The following is a 23522-nucleotide window of genomic DNA, read 5'->3' on the forward strand; positions in this document are numbered from 1 at the left end:
TAGGAAGGGAGCGCGCAACCGACCGAACGTACCCACACGGACACGGAGCCCCACATGACTCCCCAACCTCCCGGCCCCCTGGAACAGGGCGAAATCCTCCAGGACCTCGCCGGGCGACTGGTCGCGGTCGTCCCGCAGGGCTGGCAGCAGCTCACCTACCTGGCCAGGGTGATCGGCGCCCACCGCAGCGACATGCTCGCCGTCCAGGAGGCGGACGGCCAGGTCCGGCAGCTGGAGGTGCCCGCCGGCGTCGACGACCTGGTCGACGCGCTCAAGCGGTCCGGGTTCCAGGAGGGCGGGGGCACCTGGCTCTCCGTGATCCTCTCGGTCCACCACTCGCACCAGTTCAACGTCGAGTACAACCACGACACCGAGCCCGACCTGCCGCCCGGGACGAGCCCGCTCGTCTACGCCCAGGAACTGGAGCGCTTCCCGCGCTCGCACGACCGGATCCCGGACTGGCTCGGCGCCCGGCTGGAGCAGGCACGCGAACTGGAGCCCGAGCGGATACGCGAGGAGTTCGGCGCGGCCCTGGTACGGGCCTGCGAGCGGGAGGGGCTGCGCGCCGACTTCCTGCCGCCGACCCGCCTGCGCGTGTTCGACTCCGGGGGCACGGTCCTCATGGAGGCCGACATGAGGGACACCTTCGACCAGGCCGCCATCACCACGGACGAGCATCGGACCGGACTGGCCGCACACTTCGCGGGCTTCATGGCCCGCGCCGCGCGGGAGCGCGAGCAGGCCGCCGGCGGGTCCTCCGCCGGTACGCGCGACGCGGACCCCGCCGACAGCGCCCCGGCGGCCGACCCGGCCGGCCCTCCCACCCCGGCGGACCCCGACGACACGGTGGCCGCCTCCCTGGCGGAGGCCTTCGCCGAGGCCGGGGTGAGTGCCGCCTTCCAGGGCGCCGACACGCTCGTCGTGACACTGCCCGACGGCAACCACGCCAGCGCCGACATCAGCGGGCTGCGCGCCGCCCTGAACGGGGCCACCCCCGAGCAGATCGCGCACAACACCGCCCAGTTCGCGCGCACGTCCGTCGAGCATCTGAGCCAGGCCACCGGGCAGGGCGGCGGCGACACCGACGGACGGCTGCGGGCACGCCTCTACCCGGCCTCCGCGTTTCCCGAGGAGGTGCTGGAGTCCCTCCTGACCCGCGAGATCGCCCCCGGGCTGTGGCAGACCGTCGTCGTCGACGCCTCCGACTCGCTGCGGCCGCTGCCCCGGCAGGTGCACGAGCGCTCCGGCCGCCCCGACGGCGAGGTCTTCGCCGAGGCCGTGGCCGCCTCCGTGGCCGAGACCGTCGAGGTCAGCGAACACGAGGTCAACGGGGCGCACATCGTGCACATCGGCGGCCAGCACCCCTACGTGGCGGCGCATGTACACGCCCTCGACCGCTACCTCGGCGACCTGCCGCACGGCGCGCTCGTGGCCTTCCCCGTCCCCGAGGTGCTCCTCGCCCACCCCCTGGGGCAGGGCCACCCGATCGCCGCCATGGACCACATGCAGCAGATCGCCGAGCGGTTCACCGCCGACGGCGACAAGCCCGTCAGCGCCCAGCTCTACTGGTGGCACCCCGGTTCGCGCTCGCGCGAGCAGGGCACGCCGCCCGACCTGCGTCCCGTGGGGGCCAGGATCGACCACGAGAACAGGTCGGTCTCGCTGCTGACCTCCGACGAGGAGTTCGGGCCCATGCTCGACTCCCTGGCCGGGTAGCTGACCGGGCAGACCGGGGGAGCCGCCGCGTCGGCGGCTCCCCGACGCCCCTGCGCGCCCGCGGCACCGCTCCGCCGCCAGAAAGGACAGGTCCCCTCATGCCCGACGCTCCGTCCCGCGCGCTCGCGGCCCTCAGCGGCGCGGTCCTCGCAGTCGGGCTGTGCGCCTGCACCCCCCAGGCCCCGCCCGAGCAGCCCGTCGACCGCGTCCTCCTCTCACCCACCGCCGACCCCGGCACCTCCCAGACCGTGACCTGGCGCGCCTTCGACGCGGAGGAGGCCTTCCTGGAGATCGGTCCCGAGGACGGGTCCGCGGAACCCGCCCGGATCCCGGGGCAGGCCACCGGAGGAGAGGGGCCCGGTTCCACCTTCGCGGCCACGGCCACCGGCCTGGAGCCGGACACCGCCTACCGCTACCGGATCGGGGAGAGCGGCGGAGGCGGCAGCGAGGGCGGCGACACGGGGGGAGCGGTGAGCGACTGGCGCACCTTCACCACCGCCGCAGAGGGGGCCGAACCCTTCAGCTTCCTGTACTTCGGCGACCTCCAGAACGACATCACCGACGAGGCCGCCCCCGTCGTCAGAGCCGGACTGGAGGCCGCACCCGACGCCGAGCTGGCCGTGCACTCCGGCGACCTGGTCGACTCGGCCGACAGCGGCTCCGAGTGGGACGAGTGGTTCGACGCCTTCGGCCCGGCCACCGGAAGCATGAACCACGTGGCCACGCCCGGCAACCACGAGTACGACGACGGGTTGAGCGAACACTGGGTCCCGCAGTTCCCCGGCGCGGGCAACGGACCCGACCGGGGCGCCGACCTGGCAGAGACGGTCTACCACACCGACTACCAGGGCGTACGCTTCGTGGTGCTCAACTCCAACTACCGCGAGGTGCCCCAGGACGAGGCCGGGCGGTGGCTGGACACGCAGCGCCGGTGGCTGGAGCGGGTGCTGGCCGACAACCCCCACGAGTGGACCGTGGTCACCTTCCACCACCCGGTCTTCTCCGCCGACCCCGACCGCGACAACGAGCCGCTGCGCGAGGCGTGGCTGCCGGTGCTGGAGGAGTACGACGTGGACCTGGTCCTCCAGGGGCACGACCACTCCTACACCCGCGGCAACATGACCGAGCACCGGACCGACGACCCCGACACGCACACCGGCCCGGTCCACGTGGTCGCGGTGACCGGCCCCAAGACGTACGACGCGGCCGAGGACAACTGGACCGACCACGGCGCCGAGGTGCGCGTGCAGCGCACCGACACCCAGACCTTCCAGACGGTCTCGGTGGACGGCGCCACCCTGGAGTACCGCTCCCGCACCGCCGACGGCCAGGCCGTGGACTCCTTCACCATCGTCAAGGACGGGGACGGCAGGCGCGTCACGGACGGCTCCTGAGCCGCCGTTGTCGAGGCACCACCGAACGCCGCCGGGTCCGGGGTCGGCGCGGCCCCGGACGTGCCGGACCGGCCGGGCCCCGAACGGTCTTCGCGGCCCTGGGGCCCTGACTCGGAGTCAGGAAAGGCCGCGGAAGAAGGCGCGGATGTCGTCCGCGAGCAGCTCCGCCTCCTCCATCGCGGGGAAGTGACCGCCCTCGGTGAACTCGCTCCAGTGGCCGATCGCCTTCCCCGGGTCCACCGCGCGGCGCATGAGCGGATGGGTGTCGAACACGGCCCATCCGGACGGCACGTCGGAGGCCGTGACCAGGTCGACCCCGGAGTGCGCGGACTCGTAGTAGAACTGCGCGCTCGACGCGCCGCTGCGGGTGAACCAGTACAGGCTGATGTTCGTGAGGAGCTGGTCGCGGTCGACCGTCTCGTCCGGCGTCCGGTAGGCGCCGCCGGATCTGGTCCTGAACTTCTCGGCGATCCACGCGAGCTGGCCGACCGGCGAGTCGGTGAGCGCCGCGCCGATCGTGTCGGGGCGGTGGTCCTGCATCGCCAGGTACCCGCGCTCGGCCGCGGCCTCGGCGCGCACCGCCTCGATCTGGGCCGTCTCGTCGTCGGACAGACCGTCGGGGTAGGGGAACCTGTCGCCGAGCAGCCCGAGCCACCGGGGGTCGCTGCCGATGTGCGTGCCGATGACGCGCTCCGGGTGGAGCGCCGCGAGGCGGCCGGCGGTGCCCGCACCGATGTCGGTGCCGTGGGCCGCGAACCTCTCGTAGCCCAGACGCGTCATGATCTCGGCGTAGGCCTCCGTCGTCCGCGCCAGCTCCCAGCCGGTCCCTGACAGAGGGGTGGAGAACCCGAAGCCGGGCAGCGACGGGATGACCACGTGGAAGTCGTCGGTCAGCAGCGGGACGAGCCGCCGGTACTCGACGAACGAGCCCGGCCAGCCGTGGTTCAGGATCAGCGGGGTCGCCTCCGGGTTCGCCGATCGCACGTGGACGACGTGGAACGTCTGGCCGTCGACGACCGTCGTGGACTGTCCGTACTCGTTGAGCCCCTCCTCCTGCGCACGCCAGTCGAACCCGTCGCGCCAGTACTCGGCGAGCTCCCTCAGGTACGCCAGCGGGATGCCGCGGCTGAAGTCGGTGCGGTCTTCTCGGCCCGGCACGGGGGCCGGCCAGCGCGTGCGCGCCAGCCGGTCGCGCAGGTCGTCGACGTCGGCCTGCGGGATGTCGATGCAAAACGGTGTGAGTGCGTTGTTCGCGTTCATGGCACCGACGTTTCCAGGCAATGCGGCAGGTGAGCTTCCGCGATTGCCGAAATGCTGGGGGACATGTTGGAGACCTCGGCCCGCCTGCTCGAACTGCTGTCACTGCTCCAGCTCAAGCGCGACTGGACGAGCTCCGAGCTCGCCGGCCGGCTCGGTGTGAGCACGAGGACCGTGCGCACCGACATCGGCAAACTGCGCTCGCTCGGCTATCCCGTGGACGCGCGCCCCGGCGTCGCGGGCGGGTACCGGCTGGCCGCCGGGACGGCGATGCCCCCACTGCTGCTCGACGACGACGAGGCCGTCGCCGTCGCGGTCGGACTGGGCGCGGTCGCGACCCAGAGGCTCGGCGTCGAGGAGACGTCGCTCACCGCGCTCGCGAAGCTGGAGCAGGTGCTGCCCTCGCGCCTGCGTCGGCGCGTCGAGGCGGTACGCGAGGCGACGAGCGTCGTTCCGGGAGCCGAACCGCCGCTCGACCTCTCGCTCCTCGGCGCGGTCGCTGCCGCGGTCCGCGGCCACGAACGGCTCCGGTTCGGATACACCAAGCCCGGGGGCGGCGAAGGGGCACGCCACACCGAACCACGACGGCTGGTGAGCTGGGGGCCGCTCTGGTACCTGCTCGCGTGGGATCTCGACCGCGACGACTGGCGGATCTTCCGTGTCGACCGCATGGTTCCGCACGCACCGACGGGCGTGCGGTTCCGGCCGCGCGTGATCCCGGGGGACGATGCAGTGGAGTACGTCGTCGGACGCGTCAGCAAGGCGGCCTGGAAGTACCGCGCCCGGGTGCTCGTGCACGCTCCCGCCGCCAGGGTCGCCGCGAAGATCCCCGTCCCGGTCGACATCGAGGCGGTCGACGAGACCACGTGCCGTGTCGAGCTGGGTTCCGACGACCCGGACCGGCTCGCGCTGTGGATGACGCAGCTCGACGCCGACATCGAGGTGGTCGACGGAGACGAGCTCGCGGCGGCGTTCGACCGCCTCGCGACGAGGCTGCGCCGCGCGGCGGGTGGCGCGTCCACGACGTGAGTCCCGGCCGGGTGGCTTCCAGGACCTGCTGCGGTGCCTCTGCCCGAGGGAGCGGGCCGGTGCCCCCCCGCGGCTGCTAGGAGGAGGTCTCCCAGCGCCCGGCGACCAGGTCGACGGCCTGGTCGGCCAGCTCCTCGCCCCACCCCTGGAACTCCAGCAGGGCCTCCCGGAACCGCGCGACCTTCCGGAAGAGCTCCCCGTACCGCCTCTGCTCCTCCACGGGCAGCACCGGAAGCCGCATCCGGGACGGGTCGATCCTCAGGTGCCCCCGCATGCTGCTGCTCACCCGGGTGATGTTCTGGCTCTCCCCGGAGCTGGTGACGAACCCCGCCAGGAACCACGGGTCGACCGCGCCCGGGTTCGTGCGCACCACGTACAGGCCGCCGCCCGGGTGGGCGCCCGCGTCGTCCCCGGTCGCCACCCGCGCGGCGGGCCTCGGCGCCACCGCCGGGATGAGGACGTCGCCCTCCTGGATCGGGGGGTTGCGCATCGGGTCGGCGTCCACCTCCTCCGTGCGCGAGGCCCCCGCCCCCCGCACCACGTCCTCACCGGTGACCACCCTGGCGCTGGTGCGCGGGCCCGCCTCCTCCGCCGAACGCCGGGGGAGGGGCCGCCGGATCGTCACCGACCCGGCCCGGGCCAGCTCGCCCAGCGTGACCACCCCGACCGCCTCGCCGCCGGGCTCGGCCCCGGGAGCCTCGGGCAGGAGCGTGCGCAGTGTGCGCAGCGCGCCCTCCAGGCGCGTGCGCCGCTCGGCGAACAGATCCAGGTCACCCGCCGCGGCGCGCGGAACCGGAAGGCGCGTGCGGGGGGTCAGGTCGACGTCCTCGTCCAGCAGGTCGACCACCTCCAGCGTCCGCGCCACCCCCGGATGCTCGTCGAAGCCCTCCGGGTCGGCCAGGTACTCCCGCCAGAGCCGGTCGATCCGGCCGAGGACCCCGCCCGGCGCGGAGGTCTGCCCGGGCTCGTGCGGGGCGGTGTCCACGAGCAGCACGGGAGCGGGAACCGTGTCCCGCTCCGGACGGCGCAGCACCCACAGCTGGAGGGGAACGGCGTAGTGGGCCGCGAACCCGGGCGGGAGCGAGACCACCGCGCGGAAGGCGCCCGCGCGCAGCAGCGACCGGCGGATGCGCCGACCCGAGGGTCGCTGGGCGGCGCCCGGGGGCATCAGCACGACCGCCGAACCGCCCGGACGGAGCAGGGACAGGCAGTGCTGGACCCAGGCCAGGTCGGACTCCAGGCGCGGGGGGACCCCGTGGGTCCACCGGGGGTCCTCCGCGAGTTCCTCGCCGCCCCAGTTGCGCTCGCCGAACGGCGGGGCGCACACGACCGCGCCGGCGCCGTCCGCGCCGTCCGGTGTGGTCGGGGCGAACGCGGGAAGGCGCAGCGCGTCGGCCACACGCAGGCCCGTGCCCTTGGTCAGGGCCCCGGCGAAGGCCAGGCGCAGGGCGGCCAGCCACACCGAGGCGGCGTCCCGGTCCTGCCCCAGCAGGGCGCGCCGGCCGCCGCGCGCGGCGGCGAGCAGCAGTCCGCCCCGCCCGCACGCGGGGTCGGCCACGGTTCCGGCGGGGCCGGTTCCGGCGTCCCCGTCCCCGGTGTTCCCGACTCCGGTTCCGACTCCGGCCAGGCTCACCATGAGGTCGGCCAACTCGGGCGGGACCGTGTGCGAGCCGGAGGGGGAGCGCTGGTCCAGGCGATTGAGCAGGTGCTCGAAGGCGGTCCGCGGGTCGCTCTCCCGCGCGGCGCGCACCGCCGCGTCGGCCAACGGACCCAGCTGGGCGTCCGGAACGGATTCGGGGCGGCGCCCGGACAGAACGGCCAGCCCCGCGCCTTCGAGGAGGTCCTCGAAACTCCGCCACGCGTGCACCGCCAGCGCGGATCCGTCCTGTTCCCCGGCGCCGCGCCCCCCGGCCTCGGGGGTGCGGCTCAGGTGCCACAGCAGCACCCCGGCCTGGACGAGCACCGCGTCGACGGGGACGGAGGCGCGCAGGGAGTCGAGCGCCTGCCACAGGCGCTGGTCGGGGTCGATGCTCGGCACCTGGCGGTGGGTGGACAGCCACTCCTCCACCTGCCCCAGGTCGAACCGGGGGCTGCGGTCTGTGCCCCCCACCGGTCTGGGGAAGTCGTCGTGGCGGCGCCGCCAGTTGCTCACCGCCGTCGGCTTCACACCCGCGATCCTGGCGATGTCGGCCGAGCTCACCTCCACCTCACCGGTGCTCATGGCTTCCCCACCCATCCGGGACGACAGCAGACCGGTCACGACTATACACACGCGCCTGGTGAAAACCCTGTTCGTGGGCTTCTGCTCTGGTGGTCCGTGGTGGTTGGGCGCCTTCACACAAGAGCGGGTGTACGCGGGGGAGGAGCGGGTAGCCGTGTCCAGTATCCGATGGGACGGGCGCGATGTCCTGAGCGTGTCGGCGTTCTGGCGCCGCGGACCCCTCCGAAGCGGACCGAACGGGCGACCTGCGGGGGAGTGGGCGGATGTTGGAATGGTGGGAGGCCGCACTCCGACTCGGCTGCGCGTTCGGACTGGGCGCGCTGGTCGGCGTCGAACGCCAGTGGCGGGCCCGCATGGCGGGCCTGCGCACCAACGCACTCGTCGCCGTGGGATCGGCGCTGTTCGTCCTGCTGGCCGCCTACGCCGTCGACGAGGTCAGCCCCACGCGTGTCGCGGCCCAGGTGGTGTCGGGCATCGGCTTCCTCGGCGCGGGCGTCATCCTGCGCGACGGCATCAACATCCGCGGCATCAACACGGCCGCGACGATCTGGTGCGCCGCCGCCGTGGGCGTCCTGGCCGGAAGCGGCGTCTACCTGGTCGCGGCGATGGGCGCGGTGGCGGTGGTGGCCGCCAACGTCCTGCTGCGCCCGGTGGCCCGGCGGTTGCAGAAGAGCTCTCCCGCCAACTCCAAGGACAGCGAGACCGTCTACCGGGTCCGGATCGTGTGCACGGACGCCCACGACCCCCACGTACGGGCCCTGCTGCTCCAGGCACTGTCCGAAACCGAGTTCACACTGCGCTCCCTGGACTGCCGCCACCTGGACGAGGACGAGGACCTGGTGTCCGTGTACGCCGACGTCTACGCGGCCGGACACCAGGACGAGGCCGTGGAGCAGCTGGTCAGGAGGCTCAGCCTGGAACCGGAGGTCTCGTCCGTGCGCTGGCAGGAGCTGGACGACGAGGCGGAGTGAGGGCGGCCCCGGCGGCTCCCGGCGAGGGCTCCGGACGGGGGCTCCCCCGCGGAGTTCTGTATCGTTTCGCGACGTGAACCCCGAGCACGGGAAGCCGATCCCCGAGGAGCCGCCGTGCACCCCCGAATGCCAGGTCAGCTCACCGCCGTCCGGGTGATCCTGTTCGTCCACGTCGCGATAGCCGCGTTCGGACTGGTGTCCCTCTTCGCACTCCTGTCCGCGTCCGGGATGTCCCTCGCCCGGGTGGTGGGAGCGACGGGGACCCCCATGGGGCTCTTCACCCTGGGGATGCTGTTCGCCGTGGGTGTCCTGGTGCTGGAGACCACCGCCGCCGTGCGGATGGGCGCGGGTGGCCGAAAGAGCCAGACCCTGCTCCGCGTCGCGCTGGTCACGGCCGCCGTCGGAACACTCATGAACGTCGTGCAAGGCTCCGGTTTCCTGGGTTTCGCCCTCGTGGCGGCCGCGTTGGTCCTCGCCGAGACTCGGGCCGCCAAGGACTGGTTCGAAACCACCGATACCGCTGGAGGCCGCGCGCCCCACCGGCCGTACTGAGGCGGCGCCTCCGCGCGCCCGCGCGCCCGCGCGCCCGGTGACGGCGTCCGGCCGCACACCGCACGGGAATGCCTCGCTCCTGGTCGTGTGCCGTCTCGGGAGCGCATCCGCCCACCCCTGGTTCCGGAAACGGGTCGTCCGCCGTTCCAACGGCTTCTAACCTGGTGGCCATGAACGACCACGCCTCCTCCACCGCCCCGGTCGGCGGCGACACGCCCCTGACGGCCGCGCTCCGGGAACTGGAACTGCCCGGCCGCGTCCTGAAGGAGCTGGCCGCCTACCCCGACGACACCGGCGAGGTCCTCATGGACTCGGCCGCGGAACTGCGCCGTGCGGGACGCGACGACCAAGCCCGCCGCCTGCTGGAGACCGTGCGCGAGCACCCTCCCACCTCCGAGGACGGCCAGTACGCCTCCGTCGAGCTGGCCGACCTCCTGCGGAAGGGCCAGGACCCGCGGGACACGGCCGAGGCGGAGCGGATCACCTCCGAGCTGCTGCGCCCCGGCCACCTGGGTCAGGGGCCCGCCGACCTGCTCGGTGAGTACATGCGGGAGCTGGAGCGCTGGGACGAGGCGCTGCTCTGCTTCAACATCGCCGCCCGGCAACTGCTCGCCGAGCCGCCGGAGGAGCTCGCGGGGGAGGACGACCTCTCCCTGTCCCCGCTCGTCAACCGTCTGCTGGCGCGGATGAAGCTGGGCCTGCCGCGCGACCGCCACGACGAGGTGGCCATGGTCGTGGCCCAGCAGCAGGCGGAGAGCGCGCTGGGACTGCCCTACGAAGAGGGCTGGCCGGAGCAGGACGGCCCGGACCGGGAGGTGGAGGCGCTCTACTCCCGTGAGGCCTTCGACGGGGCCCGTGCCCGGGGACTGCTCGCGGGGGAGACCGCCGAGCACGGCGCCGACGCCTACTACCGCGCTGCCGAACGGGGCCTGCGCGAGCGCGACCGCGAACACCCCGGAACGCGGCGGAGCGTGGTGCTGCACGGCGTGGAGGAGGTCGCGGAGTTCGCCGAACGCTCCGGCCTGGCCCCGGCGGACGACGACACCGTCCGGTCCTGGGTGAACCTGGAGCTCAGCGCGGACGACCCGAGGCTGCGGTCGTGGCCGCCCGGACGCAACGAGCCCTGCTGGTGCGGAGCGGGGCGCAAGTACAAGAAGTGCTGCGGCTCACCGTCCAACCGGTGACCTGAGCCGCCTCCGAGGCAGATACCGATCTCGGTTCAGAAGGCAGTGACTGTTGCCAACGGCGGCGTGGACCCCACAGCGACACGCGCCGTCTCTCGGGCCGCCCACGGGTCGGCTGCTCCGGTGGCCGACCGGCACGCGCTCCCGCCGCGCTTGACGACCACGCCTGCGGACAACCACGGACAGGGCACGGGTTCTCTGCCACCATCGGTGGAATGGAACTCCGGTCTCACCACGTTCGTGCGCTCGTCGGCTCCGCGGAGGCGCGGGCCGTGGACCTGTGCGTGCGCGGCGGTGCGGTCACGGCCGTGTACCGTCCCGTCGCGGAACAGGGCAGGCTACGTGCGGGCGGCAGCAGGGTGCTCGGTTCGCGTCTGGGGCTCTACCAGGTGCTTCAGGCGCTTCCCCTGGGGGAGTGGGTTCCGGTCGACGCCCTGACCGAACGCGAACAGCGCATCCTCCCCGCACTTCCCGCGTGGACGCGCTCACGCAGGAGCGGGCGGGTTCTTCGTATCGCGGACACCCCCGTGCGGCTGGACCTGCTCGTCACCCGAGGGGAGGGATGGCTCGACGCACTCGACCGGGCCTGCGTGCTCGGCCCCGTCGCGCCACGCACGGCCGTGTGTCCACCGCTCGGTGAGGACCGGGAGCGGGCGTGCTTGGAGGCGGACTTCTACGGGGTTGGGCTGGCGGAGCTCGACGGCGATGGGGTGAGGGTTCTGGTGAGGCCTCGCACGGAGGTTCCCGAGTCCGCCGCGGCGCTCCGCTGGCGCCTCGCCGAGCGTGTTCACCGGGCCGTGGAGGAGCGAAATTCCTCGTCCCTCTTTCCCGCCCAGTAGCCCAGCGCGTCCGAGACCGTGAACGTGTCCTGCCTGGGGGAGATCGCCCTGTTGTGCCACTCGTATTCGAGATGGGCACGTTGACACATTCCCCGCCACCGCGCCCTCATGCCCTCGGGGGAGTGCTCGGAGCGCAGTTCCCTCCACCACCGGGACCAGAGCGCCATGTTGTGGGCGTGGGCCCCTTCCGTGTCGGAGGTGTCCTGGAAGTCGGTGAGGGGCCTGCCCACCTCACCGTTGTTGCGTGCCTCGCCCCATTCGACACAGGGCAGGCAGTCACATGGTCGGGATTCCCGCAGACGCTCGGCGAGGGTGGAGCCGCGGAAGTAGCCCATCAGGACGGGCATGATGACGTCGGGACTGGACTTCGGGCCCGGTCCGCCGCCCTGCTTCCCCGGAGGAACCGCGTGGCGGACCGAGGCGGTGTCGCCGATGGAGGCGAACGCCGCCCCGTGCACCATCGCGTCCAGCGCGGTCAGATCGGTCCTGAGCAGTGCTGTCCCCGGACAGGTGCGGAGGACCTCCCGCAGCATCCTCGCCCTGATCGCCGAGCCCACCGGGTTCCCGCTGTCCCCGAGGACCAGTGCCTTGGGCGCACGCACACGCCGCAGGGAGGCGATGAGATGCCTTCGGCGGTCAGTGAGCCACCGCGCGTCGATGGGCACCGCGAAGACCACGCCCCGCATGTCCGTTTCGTTCACCTGTCTGACGGCCTCGTCTAGGGCCCGCCCTCCCGCGTCGTCACACCGTAGGTACCGGGTGGGGGTCAGGACCAGGTCGACGGGGTTCGACGCCAACTGTTCCAGGGTCGCTCCGACGCCGGTTCGGCGTGTGTCGATGCGGAGCTGCCGTTCGAGCGTGAAGGGTTCCTCGGGGGTCGCGTAGAAGTCCTCGTATGCGGAGGGATCCAGGACCACGGGGCAGTTAGGACCCGTTCTTCTGGCGAACTCCTTCGCCTTTTCCTGTGCGCGCCTTCCGGAGAACGCCACACCTCCGAATTCGGCGGAAACCCTGTCCAGCGGTGCGTTGGCCGTGCCCTTGACATGCAGAAGGATCCGGCCGCGTACGGCGGCGAGGGGGTCGGATGGGGCGTGGCTGGCGGACGGGGACGGCCTGGGGGAACGGGGCACCGCTTCACCTCGTGGTTCCGCGTCGGCGTTCGCCTGCTTTCTGCCCGAAGTTCGTTCACCGAATCCCACGTGGCCGGTTGAGGTCACCGAATGTGTGCATGCTGTGGCTGTTGTTTTCCCTGAGGTGCTCGCGTGGCCGAGGACGCGCTGTGGCCTCGCTCCCCGCGCTGCCGCTGCCGGTTCGCTCCTCAGGCGGGGTTGCCGGGAGGATGGGGGCAGAGGGTGGCACATCCATCGAACAGAGGAAGATTCAGGATTGTCCTGTTAGGAAATGGTATGCCGTTATGTCACTGCGGCTTTCCCTTTACTTGCTTCTTTCATGTGTCGTGCTCGCGTCCTGTGTCGGCTATTTTCGGAGCGCGTGATCCTCTTGCTGGGATTGCGCGTCCGGTTGAGGATTGTCGGTATGGCCAAGAGGAAAACGCGCGGCCCCTGGCGATACTGGGGCGTGACGATCATTGTTTTTGCCCTTTTTGAATGGTTTCTTCCAGAAGTGGGGCCGATATGGATCGCGGTCGCCTCCGCGGTCTCGGTCCTCTACGTCTTCTTCCAGATGCCGCTGCCGTGCGGCGCCTGGAACCGCGGCGAGAAGACACGGTGCCGCAACAACTCCCCGGGGCTGCTTCCGGGGTGTCATATCGAGCAGCACCGGTGGCAGACGGCGAAACTGATGGTGCGCACGGGCGGTTGGGGAGAGCTTCGAGCCAAGGTCTTCGCCAGCTGGAAGAGGGCCCTTCCCGCCGTCGTCTCCGCCGCCACGATCGTGTCCGGGATCGCCGCGGTCGCCCAGCTCGCCGTCGCCGTGGCCGTCGCCTGAGGGAGGTGCGTCCTCCCCGCTCCTCCCGAGGAGGGGTGGTCGGCCCCGGCGCTGCTCGGCGCTCTGGGGGTGCCGGTGATCTGGTGGGAGGCGGACACGTGGCTCGGCGGGGACGCCGTCCCGGCCTCCGGGGACCGCATGCGCGCCGACCAGGTCTGAGTCCACACGCCGCACGCACACAGCGGCCCCGTTTTCGTGCCGAAAACGGGGCCGTGCGGCGGATGTTCAGGAGTTGCGGTTCGAGAGCGCGTCGCGCATCCGGTCGATGAGCCCCGCCCCCGGGGCCAGGATCCTGTTGGCGGGCGGGGTGTCGGGCGCGCTGGGGTGGGGGCGCGTGGGCGCCCACTCCTTGGCCTTGACCACCTTGGCGCCCAGGTCCCGCAACTCCTCCGGCGTGCACGCGGCGCGCAGGCGCGGCAGCAGGTCCCTCTCCTCGTCCTCGATGTGGTGGCGGATATCCGAGATCAGCGTGTTCAGCAGCCGCTGGAACTCGGGGTCGTCGGCGTCCAGGCCCTCCAGGTCCTTCATCACCTGCTCGGCCTCGGCGTGCTCCTGGAGCTCGTGGTCGGCGATCTGGTCACCGTCGTCCAGCACCCGGCGCGCCGCCGGGTACATGTGCTGCTCCTCGGCGACCGAATGCCTCACCAGCTCAGTGATCACGTGTTCTGTGAGCTGCTTGCGCGCCTCAGGTGAAAGCGGGCCCTCCAGCTCTGTGAATATCCGCTCGACCTGGCGGTGGTCGGAGATGATGACCTCGACAAGGTCGGGCTTCTGGGCTTCCGCGGCCATGTGTCTCCCCCTGAAATCACGGATAGCGGTGTCGATGACCACTGCCCGTGACGGTCCCTTCCTAACACGGCAGTCGCGGTTCGTCGCGTTCCACGGGGTGGCTGCGGTGTGACGGACCGGGACGGCCGATCTGTTCACGCGACCCGCCGGAGGGCTGGTCGGAACCGGCGTCCAGGACGGGTTCCTCGCCCCGACCGGTGCGGCGGCGGTCTTCGGGTGCCCGGGCAGTGACGCGGCCATGGTGAGCCTGAACTCCTCCTCAGGTGAGGGGCAGTGGCATCCGGCCCGGGGGGACCACACCGACGAGTTCAGTGCGAACGGGGCTTCGTACACGGGGGCCTTCGCCGCGGTCGGACAGGTGGCGGTCCCGCAGAACCTGGCCCGCCAACGGGGCAGCGTCGCGATCGACATCCGCACCGGAGGGGTCCTGTCGGATCCGATGCACGGCGAAACCGGGGCCGACACCGTACGGGTGCTCTCCGATGTGGAGCGGACGCCCGGTGTCAGGAGTCCGTGCCCTGCACCTGGGCGCCGACCTCCTCGCGCAGGCGCACGGCCCTGGGATCGGAGAAGCCCTCCAGGGCCTCCAGCGCCTCGCGCCAGTGTCCGCGAGCCGCCTCCGCGTCACCGCTGGCGGCCACCACTGAGGCCAGCCGGTCCAGGCACACCGCCAGCCTCCACCGGTCCCGGTACCTGCGGTAGCCGCTGGCCGCCTGCCGGTAGAACTTCGCCGCCTCCTCGGGGCGCTCCAGCGCACCGTAGACCTCGCCCACCCCCTCGAAGGCCTCCGCCTCACGCACGTGGTCGGCGATCGCGCGGTGCAGGACCGCCGCCTCGTGGAAGCAGGACAGAGCCTCCTCCATGTGCCCGAGCAGGACGTGGGTCCTGCCGAGTTCGAGGAGCGCGTACCCCTCCCGGACGGTGTGTTCGAGTTCCTGGGCCAGCTCCAGGGCCCTCTGGATGAAGCCCAGTGATCGGTCGGCCCGGCCGAGTTCCCGCCAGGCAGCGCTCAGGGAGGTCAGACAGGCGAACTCGCTCATACGGTTGCCGGTCCGTCGATGGACGCCGATGGCCTGCTCGGCCAGGGCCGCCGCCTCCTCCGGCCTGCCCAGGTCGAGGAGGCAGCGGACCAGGTTTCCCTGGATGATCCCCTCCCAGAGACTGTCCCCGAGGGCCCCGGCGAACCCGAGGGAACGCTCCAGATGGTCACGGGCCTCACCGAGCCGGTGCTCGCGCAGGTGGACCAGGCCGATGGCGTTCAACGACATGGCCGCACCGAGATCGTCGCCCAGCTCGCGCCGGAGCTCCAGGGCACGCCCGTGGTGGGTGATCGCGTCATCGGGCTGGTGGGACTGCAGACAGGCGATGCCCAGGCCCTCCTCCAGGTCGGCCTCGACCGAGGGGCGGCGTTCGCGTCGTACCGCCTCCAGACCGCGGCGGACAGCGGCGGTCCACTCCGCGCCGAGGCTGTGGAAGGCGGGGAAGTGCCGCAGGACCAGGGGAAACCGCCAGACGAGGCCGTCCAGACCGCTGGCGGCGGCCGTCGCCGCCGCGGCCATCAGGTTCTTTCCTTCCAGTTCGAACCACCGGACCGCGTCGCCGTTGTCGGTGAGGACGGGGCTCCCGTGCGCCTCGCCGCGCAGCAGCCCGTCCGGTTCGGGACGCCGAAGATTGGAGTCGACCACCCCGAGCGCGGCGTACGCGGTGCGCAGGTACCAGGTCAGGAGCCGATCCAGGGCTTCGCTCCGCGGACCCGGCTCCTCCCCGTCGCGCACCTGATCCATCGCGTAGGAGCGGATCAGGTCGTGGAACCGGTAGCGGTCCGGGCCGGTCTGCTCCAGGAGGTGGGCGCCCGCCAGGGTGTCCAGGGTGCGCCGGGCCCGACGGGCGGGCAGGTCCGCCAGGGCCGCCGCGGCTCCGGCGGTGAAGTCCCGTCCGGGGTGCAGGCCGAGCAGCCGGAACAGGCGTGCGGCGCCCTCGGGCAGGGCCCGGTAGGACCAGGCGAAGACGGAGCGGACCGTGCCGGCCTCCTCCTCGTCATCGGTGGCCAGGGCGTCCCACAGCGAGGATTCGTCGCGAAGGTCCTGGATGAGGTCGGCCAGCGGCATGTGCGGGCGGCTCGCCGCGCGCTCGGCGGCGATGCGCAGGGCCAGGGGGAGCTGTCCGCACAGCCGGGCGAGCTCGGCCACCTCCTGCGGGTCGTCCTGCGGCCGGTGGCGGACCGTGACGTGCTCCAGGAGTTCCACCGCCTCGGCGGGGTCCAGGGTGCGCACGGTGAGGCGCTGCGCGCCGTCCCTGACGACCAGGCCGGACAGCCGGTCCCTGCTCGTGACCACGACCGCGCAGTCGGAGGAACCCGGCAGCAGCGGGCGGACCTGTGCCGCGGTCGAGGCGTTGTCCAGCAGGATCAGGACGCGTTTCTCGGCCAGGAGGGAGCGGTAGAGGGCGGAGCGGCTGTCGGTGTCGGGGGGAATCGAGCTCGCGGGGATCCCGAACGCCCGCAGGAACCGGTCCAGCACCTGTTCGGGGGCCATGGGCAGCCCGGGACCGTACCCCTGCAGGTCGACGTAGAGCTGTCCGTCGGGGAAGTGGCTCCGAACCCGGTGGGCCCAGCGCAGCGCGAGAGCCGTCTTGCCCACTCCGGCGGTACCGGCGATGACATGGACCGTGGCCTCGGAGGGGCCGTCCTCGTTTCGTGCGGCTCCCCGCACCGGCGTGCTGAGGATCTCGAGTTCGCCGGTACGGTTCACGAACCCGCGTACGTCACCGGGGAGCTGCCGGGGCACCGGGGCGGGGGATCGGTCCGACCCGTGCCCGTGGAAGTGGACCCCGCCCCGGACGTCGCGTGCCTGGACCGCGCGGCCGGAGACGTCCGCCATCCGCGACCGTGCGCCGTCGGACGGGTCCTCCTCCGCTTCCTCGCCGTGTCGGGGCGTGCCTCTATCGGACACCGGCGATGTCCGCCCCGCCCACCTCGCGGACGAAGTAGGACTCCAAGGCCTCGGCGGCCGCGTGGAGGGCCGCTATCTCCGACCTGCACTGCGCGGTGACGTCGGGATCGGCGAATCGGACCGCCCCTTGGAGCACGCCCTGCTCGTCGTAGAGGATCTTGTAGGTCACCTCGTCTCCGAGGGTGACGACCTCCGGAACGGGGCGGTCCTGCTCGAAGGACGCGAGCCGTTCGGGGGAGACGACGCGGATGTCCTCGCCGCACTGGGCCCGGACCCGCAGGGAGTGCAGTTCCCAGAGCAGGTAGACGGGGAAGGGCTTCTCCACGACCCGGACCCGGCGAACACCGCACCCCGCCCGGGCGAGGCGGGCGAACTCCTTCCGAAGAGCGGGGCGGTTGTCCTCCAACAGGCGCAGGGACTCGTCCCGGCGCCCGTCGAGAAAGGCCAGCCAACTCCTGCTTTCCGGTTGATGGAACTCCTGCTGCCGTTCGAGCTTGTAGACGTCGGTGTCCCTGAGTGACCCGAAACGGTTCCTGAAGTCACTGGAGTAGTCGGTGAGCGCCAGGTGATCGCCGGGAAGGGAGTCGATGGTGTCAAGCATCGGGAATATCCGATTTCGCTGAGATCAGTGTGGAACGGGGGATGACGACGAGTCGCTCGTCCTCCGCGATCGCGGCCCCGTTCGGGAGCCGATGGGCATAGGTCCGCGTCAGGTCACGGCCGATCACCGCGATGTCACCGTTGGAGAGTTCCCAGATGTCGGGGCATCCGTCGACGTGGTCGGTGTTGCCCAGCTCCGCCGGTGATCTGCCCAGCCTCCGTGCCATGTCCGCGGCGGGATCCGCCTCCCAGGGACGTGTCATCGTGAGCCCTTCCACGCACTGTTCGGGGGTGTACGTGCGCCTGACGAAAATAACACGAAAGCACGTATTGCCTGGGTGATGATCGTGTCGCCCACGGACACTATCGTCTTTCCCCGCCAGGCGTTCCGTGTTCCTTTGAATCGGTCCCAGCTTGCCGTGTCGCCTGAAGGACAGGTCAGGGGGTGTGTGGTGCCAAGGGTGGCTTTTTGCCTTCTGGTGTGGCGGTGAGACTGTTTCTCGGCTTTTGCTGAAGTGAAATGTGGTTTGTCCGCATCCGGCCATGGTGCGGGAGGGAAACAAGGGTCTTTGGTCCCTGAATTCCCTGTTCGCGGGTAACCTATGGCGGATTCGCATACGAGGCGCGCACGGTTCCGTCACGGCACGGGGTCGACGTCGAGCACGTGGACGCCCTCGGCGGAGGAGACCACGATCGTGCCGTCGGGTGTGGCCAGGAGGTCGTGTACCTGTGGCGGCACCGACCAGGGGATGACGGCCTTCTCCGGGGCGTCCGTGTCCAGGAACAGATGACACAACTGTCCCGAAGGCTCCTGTAGGTAGCGCCGCCTCTGGATGAGGACGGCGACCGGACGGCCGCCCCACTCGGTCACCCGCGACACCAGCACCCACGGATCCTCCGGGAACACCGGCTCCAGGTCGGGCAGGGTGACGATGTTCCCGGCCTCGGCGAGGTAGGTGCGTCCGGCCGCGTGAGCGATCTCGACGTCCCGGTCCTCGGGAACCCCGCTGTACAGACCCACCTTTCCCACCCATGCGCCGTCATCCGCCCGCTGCACGTAGACGAAGCACTTGTCGAAGACGCTGAAGTCTTCGGCCCCGAACTCGACGACCTCCTCGGTGCTGGGCCAAGCCAGGTAACCGTGCCGTAGGGTGAGCCGCTCGCTGACCTCCCGGTATCGGTAGTGCTCGTAGGTCATCGCGGGGACGGGCTCGCCGGTGGCCAGGTCCATCGCCGACACCCAGTGGTCGTAGGTCCCGTAGCCGCCCTCATGCAGGAAGAGCAGGTCACGGCCACCGTAGTGGCCCAGGGCCAGGTAGCACATGTCGTAGACCTGTTCCCCCGTCCGTGTGCCGGGGAGGGGGAAGGTCTCCAGGACGGACCCGTCACGCACGTCGGCGATCACCAGGTCCTTGGAGGTGGTGAACGCCAGGACCGGTTCGGGTCCGAGTGCGGGAAGGTCGACCAGGTGGATCGGCGAGGCGAAGGAGAGCGCGGGGCCCAGGGGGCGGCGGCTCCTCAAGTCGAAGGCGGCCGCGAGGAAGCCGTCGTTCAGGAGACCGAGTTCGGACTCGTCGTCCACGACGACCAGCAAGGTGTCTCTGACCAGTTGGAGGCGTGCCCCGTGCCAGTCCTCGCCCAGCAGACGCGTCTCCCGCATCGGGTCCCCTCTCGTCGGTTCCGGTTCCCCGGCATCGTAGAGCTCTCTGAGGGGCTCCGGTCAGTCGGTGGTCGCGGGCATCCGGAACCTGATCACCGGGACGGTGTCCGTGTCCGCTTCCTCGCCCTGTCCCGGTGACTGTTGCCCGGATTCCCTGTCGGGGTCCACGTGGGTCAGGAGCGCGCCGAAGCCAGCCCAGCCCCCGCCGCCGTGGCCACCGCCACCGGTGAGGTCGTACCAGACGGCCGGGGTCATCGCAGGTCCGACCGGGACGGCGCGCACGGGTGCGTCCAGGGCGCGGTCGACTCCCAGGGAAGCGACGGTCTCCACCCCCAGGGCCACGCCCACCGGTGTCGGTCCGCCCGTCCGGTGGGGACTCCGGTTCAGGTCCGCGCGGCCTCGGCGGCGGCGCACCTCCATCACGTGCAGTACGCCCCACTCGGTCAGCTCCCGCACGATCGGCACCAGGGAGGACACATCCGGTTCGTCCCCCGGCGGATGGCTCACCGTGAGCGTGACGGTCTCGCGGACGCCCTCCCGGGTCCGGCGCACCCGCAGAGTGCCGCAGAAGGCGCGTACGCCCTCGGGACGCACCGACCCGGGCGGTCCGGCGAACACCAGCCACGAGGGACGGGGAGACCGGTTCCGGCACAGGTCCGTGAGGGCGTCGGTCTCCCATGCCAGGGTGGCGGGTTCGGTGGGGCCGAACAGGGAGGGCGCGGCTCCGGCCAGGGTCTCGGTGAGCAGCTCGACGGTCTGGCCCAGGACCAGGTTCGGATCGGCCGGGTGGTCGGCCTTGAGGGTGACCTGGAGTTGGTGGTCGGTCTCCTCCGGGGCCGGTTCGGTCCGCAGCGGGGAGTCGGCCACCGGGGTGCCGGGCGGGTCGGCGATGAGGCCGTAGCGTTCATCCCAGTGCAGCGGGCGGCCGGAGAACCCGTCGCGGAACCCGTCTCCGTCGGCCACCGCCCAGCGGGCCAGGGGCGCGGTCAGCAGGGTCGCCAGCGGTTCGGTGAGGCGTGAACCCGGGGGCGTCACCAGCTGAAGGGCTCGGCCCTGGCGCGCGTGAGCGGCCAGGGCGTCGGTCAGCCAGGCCGAGACCGGGACGACGGGCCGGTCCTCGACCACGACGGCGGCCTCCTCGGTGAGCGCGGAGACCATCGGATGCCCTGTGTCCCGGACGGGCAGCCCGTCGAGCCGCGGCAGGCCTTGCTCCGGCTGCCACACCAGCCCGCCGTACCACTCCACCAGGGTGTCGGCGAAGCGGCGCATCGCCTGCCGGGTGGTGGGGTCGGCCAGACCCGCCTCGGTGGTGCGGGCCTCCACCCACCAGGGCTGTGCGGGCAGGGTGTCGGGAAGCGTGGTGTCCAGGAGCCGTTCGGCCTCGGCCGACACCGCGAGCCGTTGGGCGGCGTGCACCGCCGCGACGAGGTGCCCCGCCCCGTCGCGTAGCTGGACGAGCGCGCCGTCGGCGACCAGGCGCACGCGCAGTGACGGCCCGGCCGCGGCAAGGGCGCGTGTCAGCCCGGGGACGCCCGGCGGGTGCTCCAGGAGGGCGACCAGGGTGCGGCTCACGGGAAAAGCTCCTTCAAGAACGGATGCGGGGACGTGGCTGGTCCTACTCGGTGGCTCTGCCCTCGGCTTCCTCACGCAGTTTCTCGTGGAGTCAGCCGGAAACATTTAACGTGCTCTGAGTTCAGGGCAGCCCGGGTCGCTCCCATGTAGGGTTGTCATCTCCGTCGAATCGCATTCCCAGGCGCCAGCCGGTCTCATTTTCCAGTAGGTGAAAAATATACTCAGCATTCCTCGATACTTCGTTCCAGTCTGATCCGTAAACTTCTATGGATGTGCTGAACCCATCATAGATGTCGAGCTCTTCAATATCGAGGATCATCCCCCCCAGGTGAACCTCGACCGTGTCGACGATTGCTTTCTCGTGTTCATAGTCCGGCATGGAGCGGATCTTGGCGACGACTTCGTCCACTCCTTCGGAAGTCATGATAAATTCTGAGCGCGCCACTTTTCTCCTTATGGCCAGGTGATCACGTAGTCATTACCGATCAAAATGAGCTCATCAATGTCTCCGCCATTTCTGGGGAGTGCTGACCGTAGTGCTGAAAAGGCTGTATCCTGGGTGGTCCCCGCTGCTCGCAGGTCGATGGCCAGGCGGCTGGACTGCTTCTTCCCGCTGCGGATGTTCTGAATGACGGCGTTTTTGCTGTCGGATTCGGCTGTCTTGAACTCAAGGGTGAGCTGGGTTCCTGATATCACGGATTCTGGTGATTTTTTGCCTTCTATTGTGGACTCGTCGACCGAGAGTGTGCTGATTCCGTGGTCCTCCAGGAAGCTCGCAATGGATTTCTCTTTTTCGGAAAAGTGCTCCCATCCTTCGCCGATCCTGCTCTCGATGTCATTGAATTTTGGTTGTTCTTCCCTGTAGCGTCCGGGCGCCAGGTTTTCCGGGGGTGGGAGCGTGCTGTCGGAAATGGAGCCATTGAATGCATCCAGCAGGACCCGCTGTGCTGGTCCGCCTCTCGAATGGGCATCGCTTGGATTATCGTCGGGCTCTTCCCCTTGCCCGTCATCCGGGCTGACGGGAGGTCCGTCGGAGCCATCACCATGCCCTCCACCATTGTGTCCTCCACCGGGTTCCGCCGGGGTGGCCGCGTCGCCGTCCGGATGGCCGCTGTGCCCTCCGTTCGGGTTGCTGTCGGCGCCAACCGCATCTTTGTTGGCAACAGTGTCGCTTGTGGGTTTGTCCGCGTCGGTGGGACTGGTGACCGGGGCCGCGGGACTCTCCTGCCCCGAGGTGGAGCCGTCATCGACGGGGGAGGCCGCCCAGGGGTCACGGGAGGTGCCGGCGCCGCTGTCCGAGGTGCCCTCATGCAGCTCCCGGGCGGTCGGGGCGTTGGTCTCCCTCGGCGCATCGGCCTCGCCCCCCACCGGGGTGCCCTCGCTGCTCGGGACCGTTCCGTCCCCGCTCGGGGAGGGAGCGTCTCCCACGGGAGCGGTGGGGGTCTCCGGTGCCGGAGGAGCTGCCGGGGGCGGGGAGCCGTGCGGTGTCCCCTCGGTACTGGGAGATCCGCCGAGCTGGCTCTCCAGACCGGCCAGGGCCTCGTGCATCCCGCCTACGGCACCGCCCGGGTCGGGCTGACCTGCGGCGGGGGCTGTGGTGGCCATGCCCACCGTGTCGGTGCCGCGGAGCCCGTTGCCAGCGCCGTTCACACCGTGGGTGCTGTGGCCGCCGCCAGGGGAGCCGTTACCGTCGGACCCCGATCCCGATCCCGACCCGGACCCTGACCCCAGGTCGGGGCCGTCAAGGAAGACCCTGCTCCAGCCCAGGGGAGAAGCCATGAGCGCGATGTTCCCGGCTCCGTTCACGATGGTGTACTCGGGCCGGTGGTCCCACTCACTCACCGGAACGATGGAGTCGCCGTACGCCTGCCACGCCTCCTTCGCGTTGGCGTACTGCGCGTCCAGGCTGTCCGGCGCGATCCACTCGCCCTGTCCGTCCGAGCCTGCCAATGCCCAGAAGCTGCTCTTGGCCTCCTCCCAGTTCGCAAGGAGGTTCTGGCCGTGCTCGGTACCGAAGGGATAGACGAACCGGCCGTCCCGGTACAGCCCGGTGGTGACCCCCAGGCCGACCACCGCACCGATGGCGATGTCGCCCACACTCCAGAACAGGTTCTCCAGGGCGCCGGGTGGCTCGTCCACCGCTGAACCCCACGGGTTGGCCTGGTCGACGGGGGCCGAAGCCGTGCCGTACACCTGCCAGGTGCGGTCGCCGCCGGTGGAGGTCTGGTCGTGGTTGGCCTTGTCGCTGTGGCCGGTGAAGAAGGTACCGCCGTAGTGCTGGCCGATCGCGTTGGCGCAGGCGCGTTCGGCCTCCTGGTACTCGTGGACGGCCGCGGCGACCCGGTTGTTCAGGTCGTTGTTGCGCTCGCGCTCGTCCTCGTCCTCCAGCCACTCCCTGTCCCAGCCCACGTCGGCGCGGAAAGCCTCGGCCTCCGCCTTGAGGCCGGTCAGGCGGGACTTGAGCTCGCGCGCGGTCTCGGCGAAGGTCTCCAGCGCACCGGCGGCGTCTCTGACGCCGGACGCGACCGCGGACCCGTCGGAGGAGACCGGGTCCAAGGCGCTGAGTAGGGTGTCGGCCTCCGGCGCCACGTAGATGCCGGTGAGGGAGGCCCAGGTGGAGGTGATGCCCTCACCCGACTCCTCGATGGCCTCGCCGACGGCGCGCAGCCGGCCGGCGGCCTCTTCGAGCTCGTCGGGATCGACGTTGGGGATGGGGACCAAGCCGGGTACGATCCCGCCGTCGCTGGCGGGTGCGCACGACTCTGTGGAGAAGGAGGTGAATTCCATGGGGCCTTTGGGGACGGGGGAGGGCAGAGGGCCGGAGGGGCATCAGGGGAGAC

General features: G+C 71.1%; 19 protein-coding genes. 8 read left to right on the plus strand and 11 right to left on the minus strand.

What is annotated here, in order from left to right:
- The first annotated feature begins 54 nt into the window (after window positions 1-54).
- Complete coding sequence (locus HGB44_RS20710) at window positions 55-1716, plus strand: hypothetical protein (protein WP_061080211.1); 1662 nt, start codon at window positions 55-57, stop codon at window positions 1714-1716.
- A gap of 98 nt (window positions 1717-1814) precedes the next feature.
- Window positions 1815-3110, plus strand: coding sequence for a purple acid phosphatase family protein (locus tag HGB44_RS20715; RefSeq protein ID WP_061080212.1), 1296 nt, complete (start codon window positions 1815-1817; stop codon window positions 3108-3110).
- Window positions 3111-3227: 117 nt separating this feature from the next.
- Here HGB44_RS20715 and HGB44_RS20720 read toward each other — a convergent pair whose 3' ends face one another.
- Window positions 3228-4370 (minus strand): epoxide hydrolase family protein, encoded by a 1143-nt coding sequence (locus HGB44_RS20720; RefSeq protein WP_061080213.1) that lies wholly within the window; start codon window positions 4368-4370, stop codon window positions 3228-3230.
- Between the two features lie 63 nt (window positions 4371-4433).
- Here HGB44_RS20720 and HGB44_RS20725 point away from each other — a divergent pair, with 63 nt between their 5' ends.
- The gene (locus HGB44_RS20725; protein ID WP_061080239.1) at window positions 4434-5396 is read left to right on the plus strand and encodes a helix-turn-helix transcriptional regulator; all 963 of its coding nucleotides are present in this window, start codon (window positions 4434-4436) and stop codon (window positions 5394-5396) included.
- Window positions 5397-5472: 76 nt separating this feature from the next.
- On the opposite strand, the gene HGB44_RS20730 is transcribed toward HGB44_RS20725, so the two are convergent.
- Entirely contained in the window at window positions 5473-7617 is a 2145-nt protein-coding gene (locus tag HGB44_RS20730; protein WP_061080214.1) for an N-6 DNA methylase, read from the minus strand.
- Window positions 7618-7880: 263 nt separating this feature from the next.
- On the opposite strand from HGB44_RS20730, the gene HGB44_RS20735 reads away from it, so the two are divergent.
- The 4 genes from HGB44_RS20735 (at window position 7881) to HGB44_RS20750 (ending at window position 11163) form a co-directional block, all read left to right on the plus strand.
- Window positions 7881-8588 (plus strand): MgtC/SapB family protein, encoded by a 708-nt coding sequence (locus tag HGB44_RS20735; protein WP_061080215.1) that lies wholly within the window; start codon window positions 7881-7883, stop codon window positions 8586-8588.
- 114 nt (window positions 8589-8702) lie between these two features.
- Window positions 8703-9140, plus strand: coding sequence for a hypothetical protein (locus tag HGB44_RS20740; protein WP_168444084.1), 438 nt, complete (start codon window positions 8703-8705; stop codon window positions 9138-9140).
- 170 nt (window positions 9141-9310) lie between these two features.
- The gene (locus HGB44_RS20745) at window positions 9311-10324 is read left to right on the plus strand and encodes an SEC-C metal-binding domain-containing protein (RefSeq protein ID WP_061080217.1); all 1014 of its coding nucleotides are present in this window, start codon (window positions 9311-9313) and stop codon (window positions 10322-10324) included.
- A gap of 215 nt (window positions 10325-10539) precedes the next feature.
- Window positions 10540-11163, plus strand: coding sequence for a hypothetical protein (locus HGB44_RS20750; RefSeq protein WP_061080218.1), 624 nt, complete (start codon window positions 10540-10542; stop codon window positions 11161-11163).
- On the opposite strand, the gene HGB44_RS20755 is transcribed toward HGB44_RS20750, so the two are convergent.
- Window positions 11112-12080 (minus strand): hypothetical protein, encoded by a 969-nt coding sequence (locus HGB44_RS20755; protein ID WP_061080219.1) that lies wholly within the window; start codon window positions 12078-12080, stop codon window positions 11112-11114. The genes HGB44_RS20750 and HGB44_RS20755 overlap by 52 nt on opposite strands.
- 619 nt (window positions 12081-12699) lie before the next feature.
- Between HGB44_RS20755 and HGB44_RS20760 the strand changes: the two genes are divergently transcribed.
- Entirely contained in the window at window positions 12700-13110 is a 411-nt protein-coding gene (locus HGB44_RS20760; protein ID WP_061080240.1) for a hypothetical protein, read from the plus strand.
- Between the two features lie 225 nt (window positions 13111-13335).
- Here the strand turns inward: HGB44_RS20760 and HGB44_RS20765 are convergent, their stop codons facing one another.
- The 8 genes from HGB44_RS20765 to HGB44_RS20800 form a co-directional block, all read right to left on the minus strand.
- Window positions 13336-13899 (minus strand): hemerythrin domain-containing protein, encoded by a 564-nt coding sequence (locus HGB44_RS20765; protein ID WP_061080220.1) that lies wholly within the window; start codon window positions 13897-13899, stop codon window positions 13336-13338.
- Between the two features lie 503 nt (window positions 13900-14402).
- Window positions 14403-16778, minus strand: a complete 2376-nt coding sequence (locus tag HGB44_RS20770; protein WP_061080221.1) for an ATP-binding protein — start codon at window positions 16776-16778, stop codon at window positions 14403-14405.
- Between the two features lie 61 nt (window positions 16779-16839).
- Window positions 16840-17451, minus strand: coding sequence for a DUF6879 family protein (locus HGB44_RS20775; RefSeq protein WP_061080222.1), 612 nt, complete (start codon window positions 17449-17451; stop codon window positions 16840-16842).
- Entirely contained in the window at window positions 17444-17713 is a 270-nt protein-coding gene (locus HGB44_RS20780) for a hypothetical protein (RefSeq protein WP_061080223.1), read from the minus strand. Before HGB44_RS20780 ends, HGB44_RS20775 begins: the two co-directional genes overlap by 8 nt.
- A 374-nt stretch (window positions 17714-18087) precedes the next feature.
- Complete coding sequence (locus HGB44_RS20785) at window positions 18088-19110, minus strand: hypothetical protein (protein ID WP_061080224.1); 1023 nt, start codon at window positions 19108-19110, stop codon at window positions 18088-18090.
- A gap of 60 nt (window positions 19111-19170) precedes the next feature.
- Entirely contained in the window at window positions 19171-20682 is a 1512-nt protein-coding gene (locus HGB44_RS20790) for a DUF6177 family protein (protein WP_210751930.1), read from the minus strand.
- 121 nt (window positions 20683-20803) lie between these two features.
- The gene (locus tag HGB44_RS20795; RefSeq protein ID WP_061080225.1) at window positions 20804-21127 is read right to left on the minus strand and encodes a hypothetical protein; all 324 of its coding nucleotides are present in this window, start codon (window positions 21125-21127) and stop codon (window positions 20804-20806) included.
- Window positions 21128-21135: 8 nt separating this feature from the next.
- The gene (locus HGB44_RS20800) at window positions 21136-23469 is read right to left on the minus strand and encodes a hypothetical protein (protein WP_061080226.1); all 2334 of its coding nucleotides are present in this window, start codon (window positions 23467-23469) and stop codon (window positions 21136-21138) included.
- Between the last annotated feature and the right edge of the window lie 53 nt (window positions 23470-23522).

The sequence above is a fragment of the Nocardiopsis alborubida genome (assembly GCF_012396365.1).
Classification (GTDB): Bacteria; Actinomycetota; Actinomycetes; order Streptosporangiales; family Streptosporangiaceae; genus Nocardiopsis; species Nocardiopsis alborubida.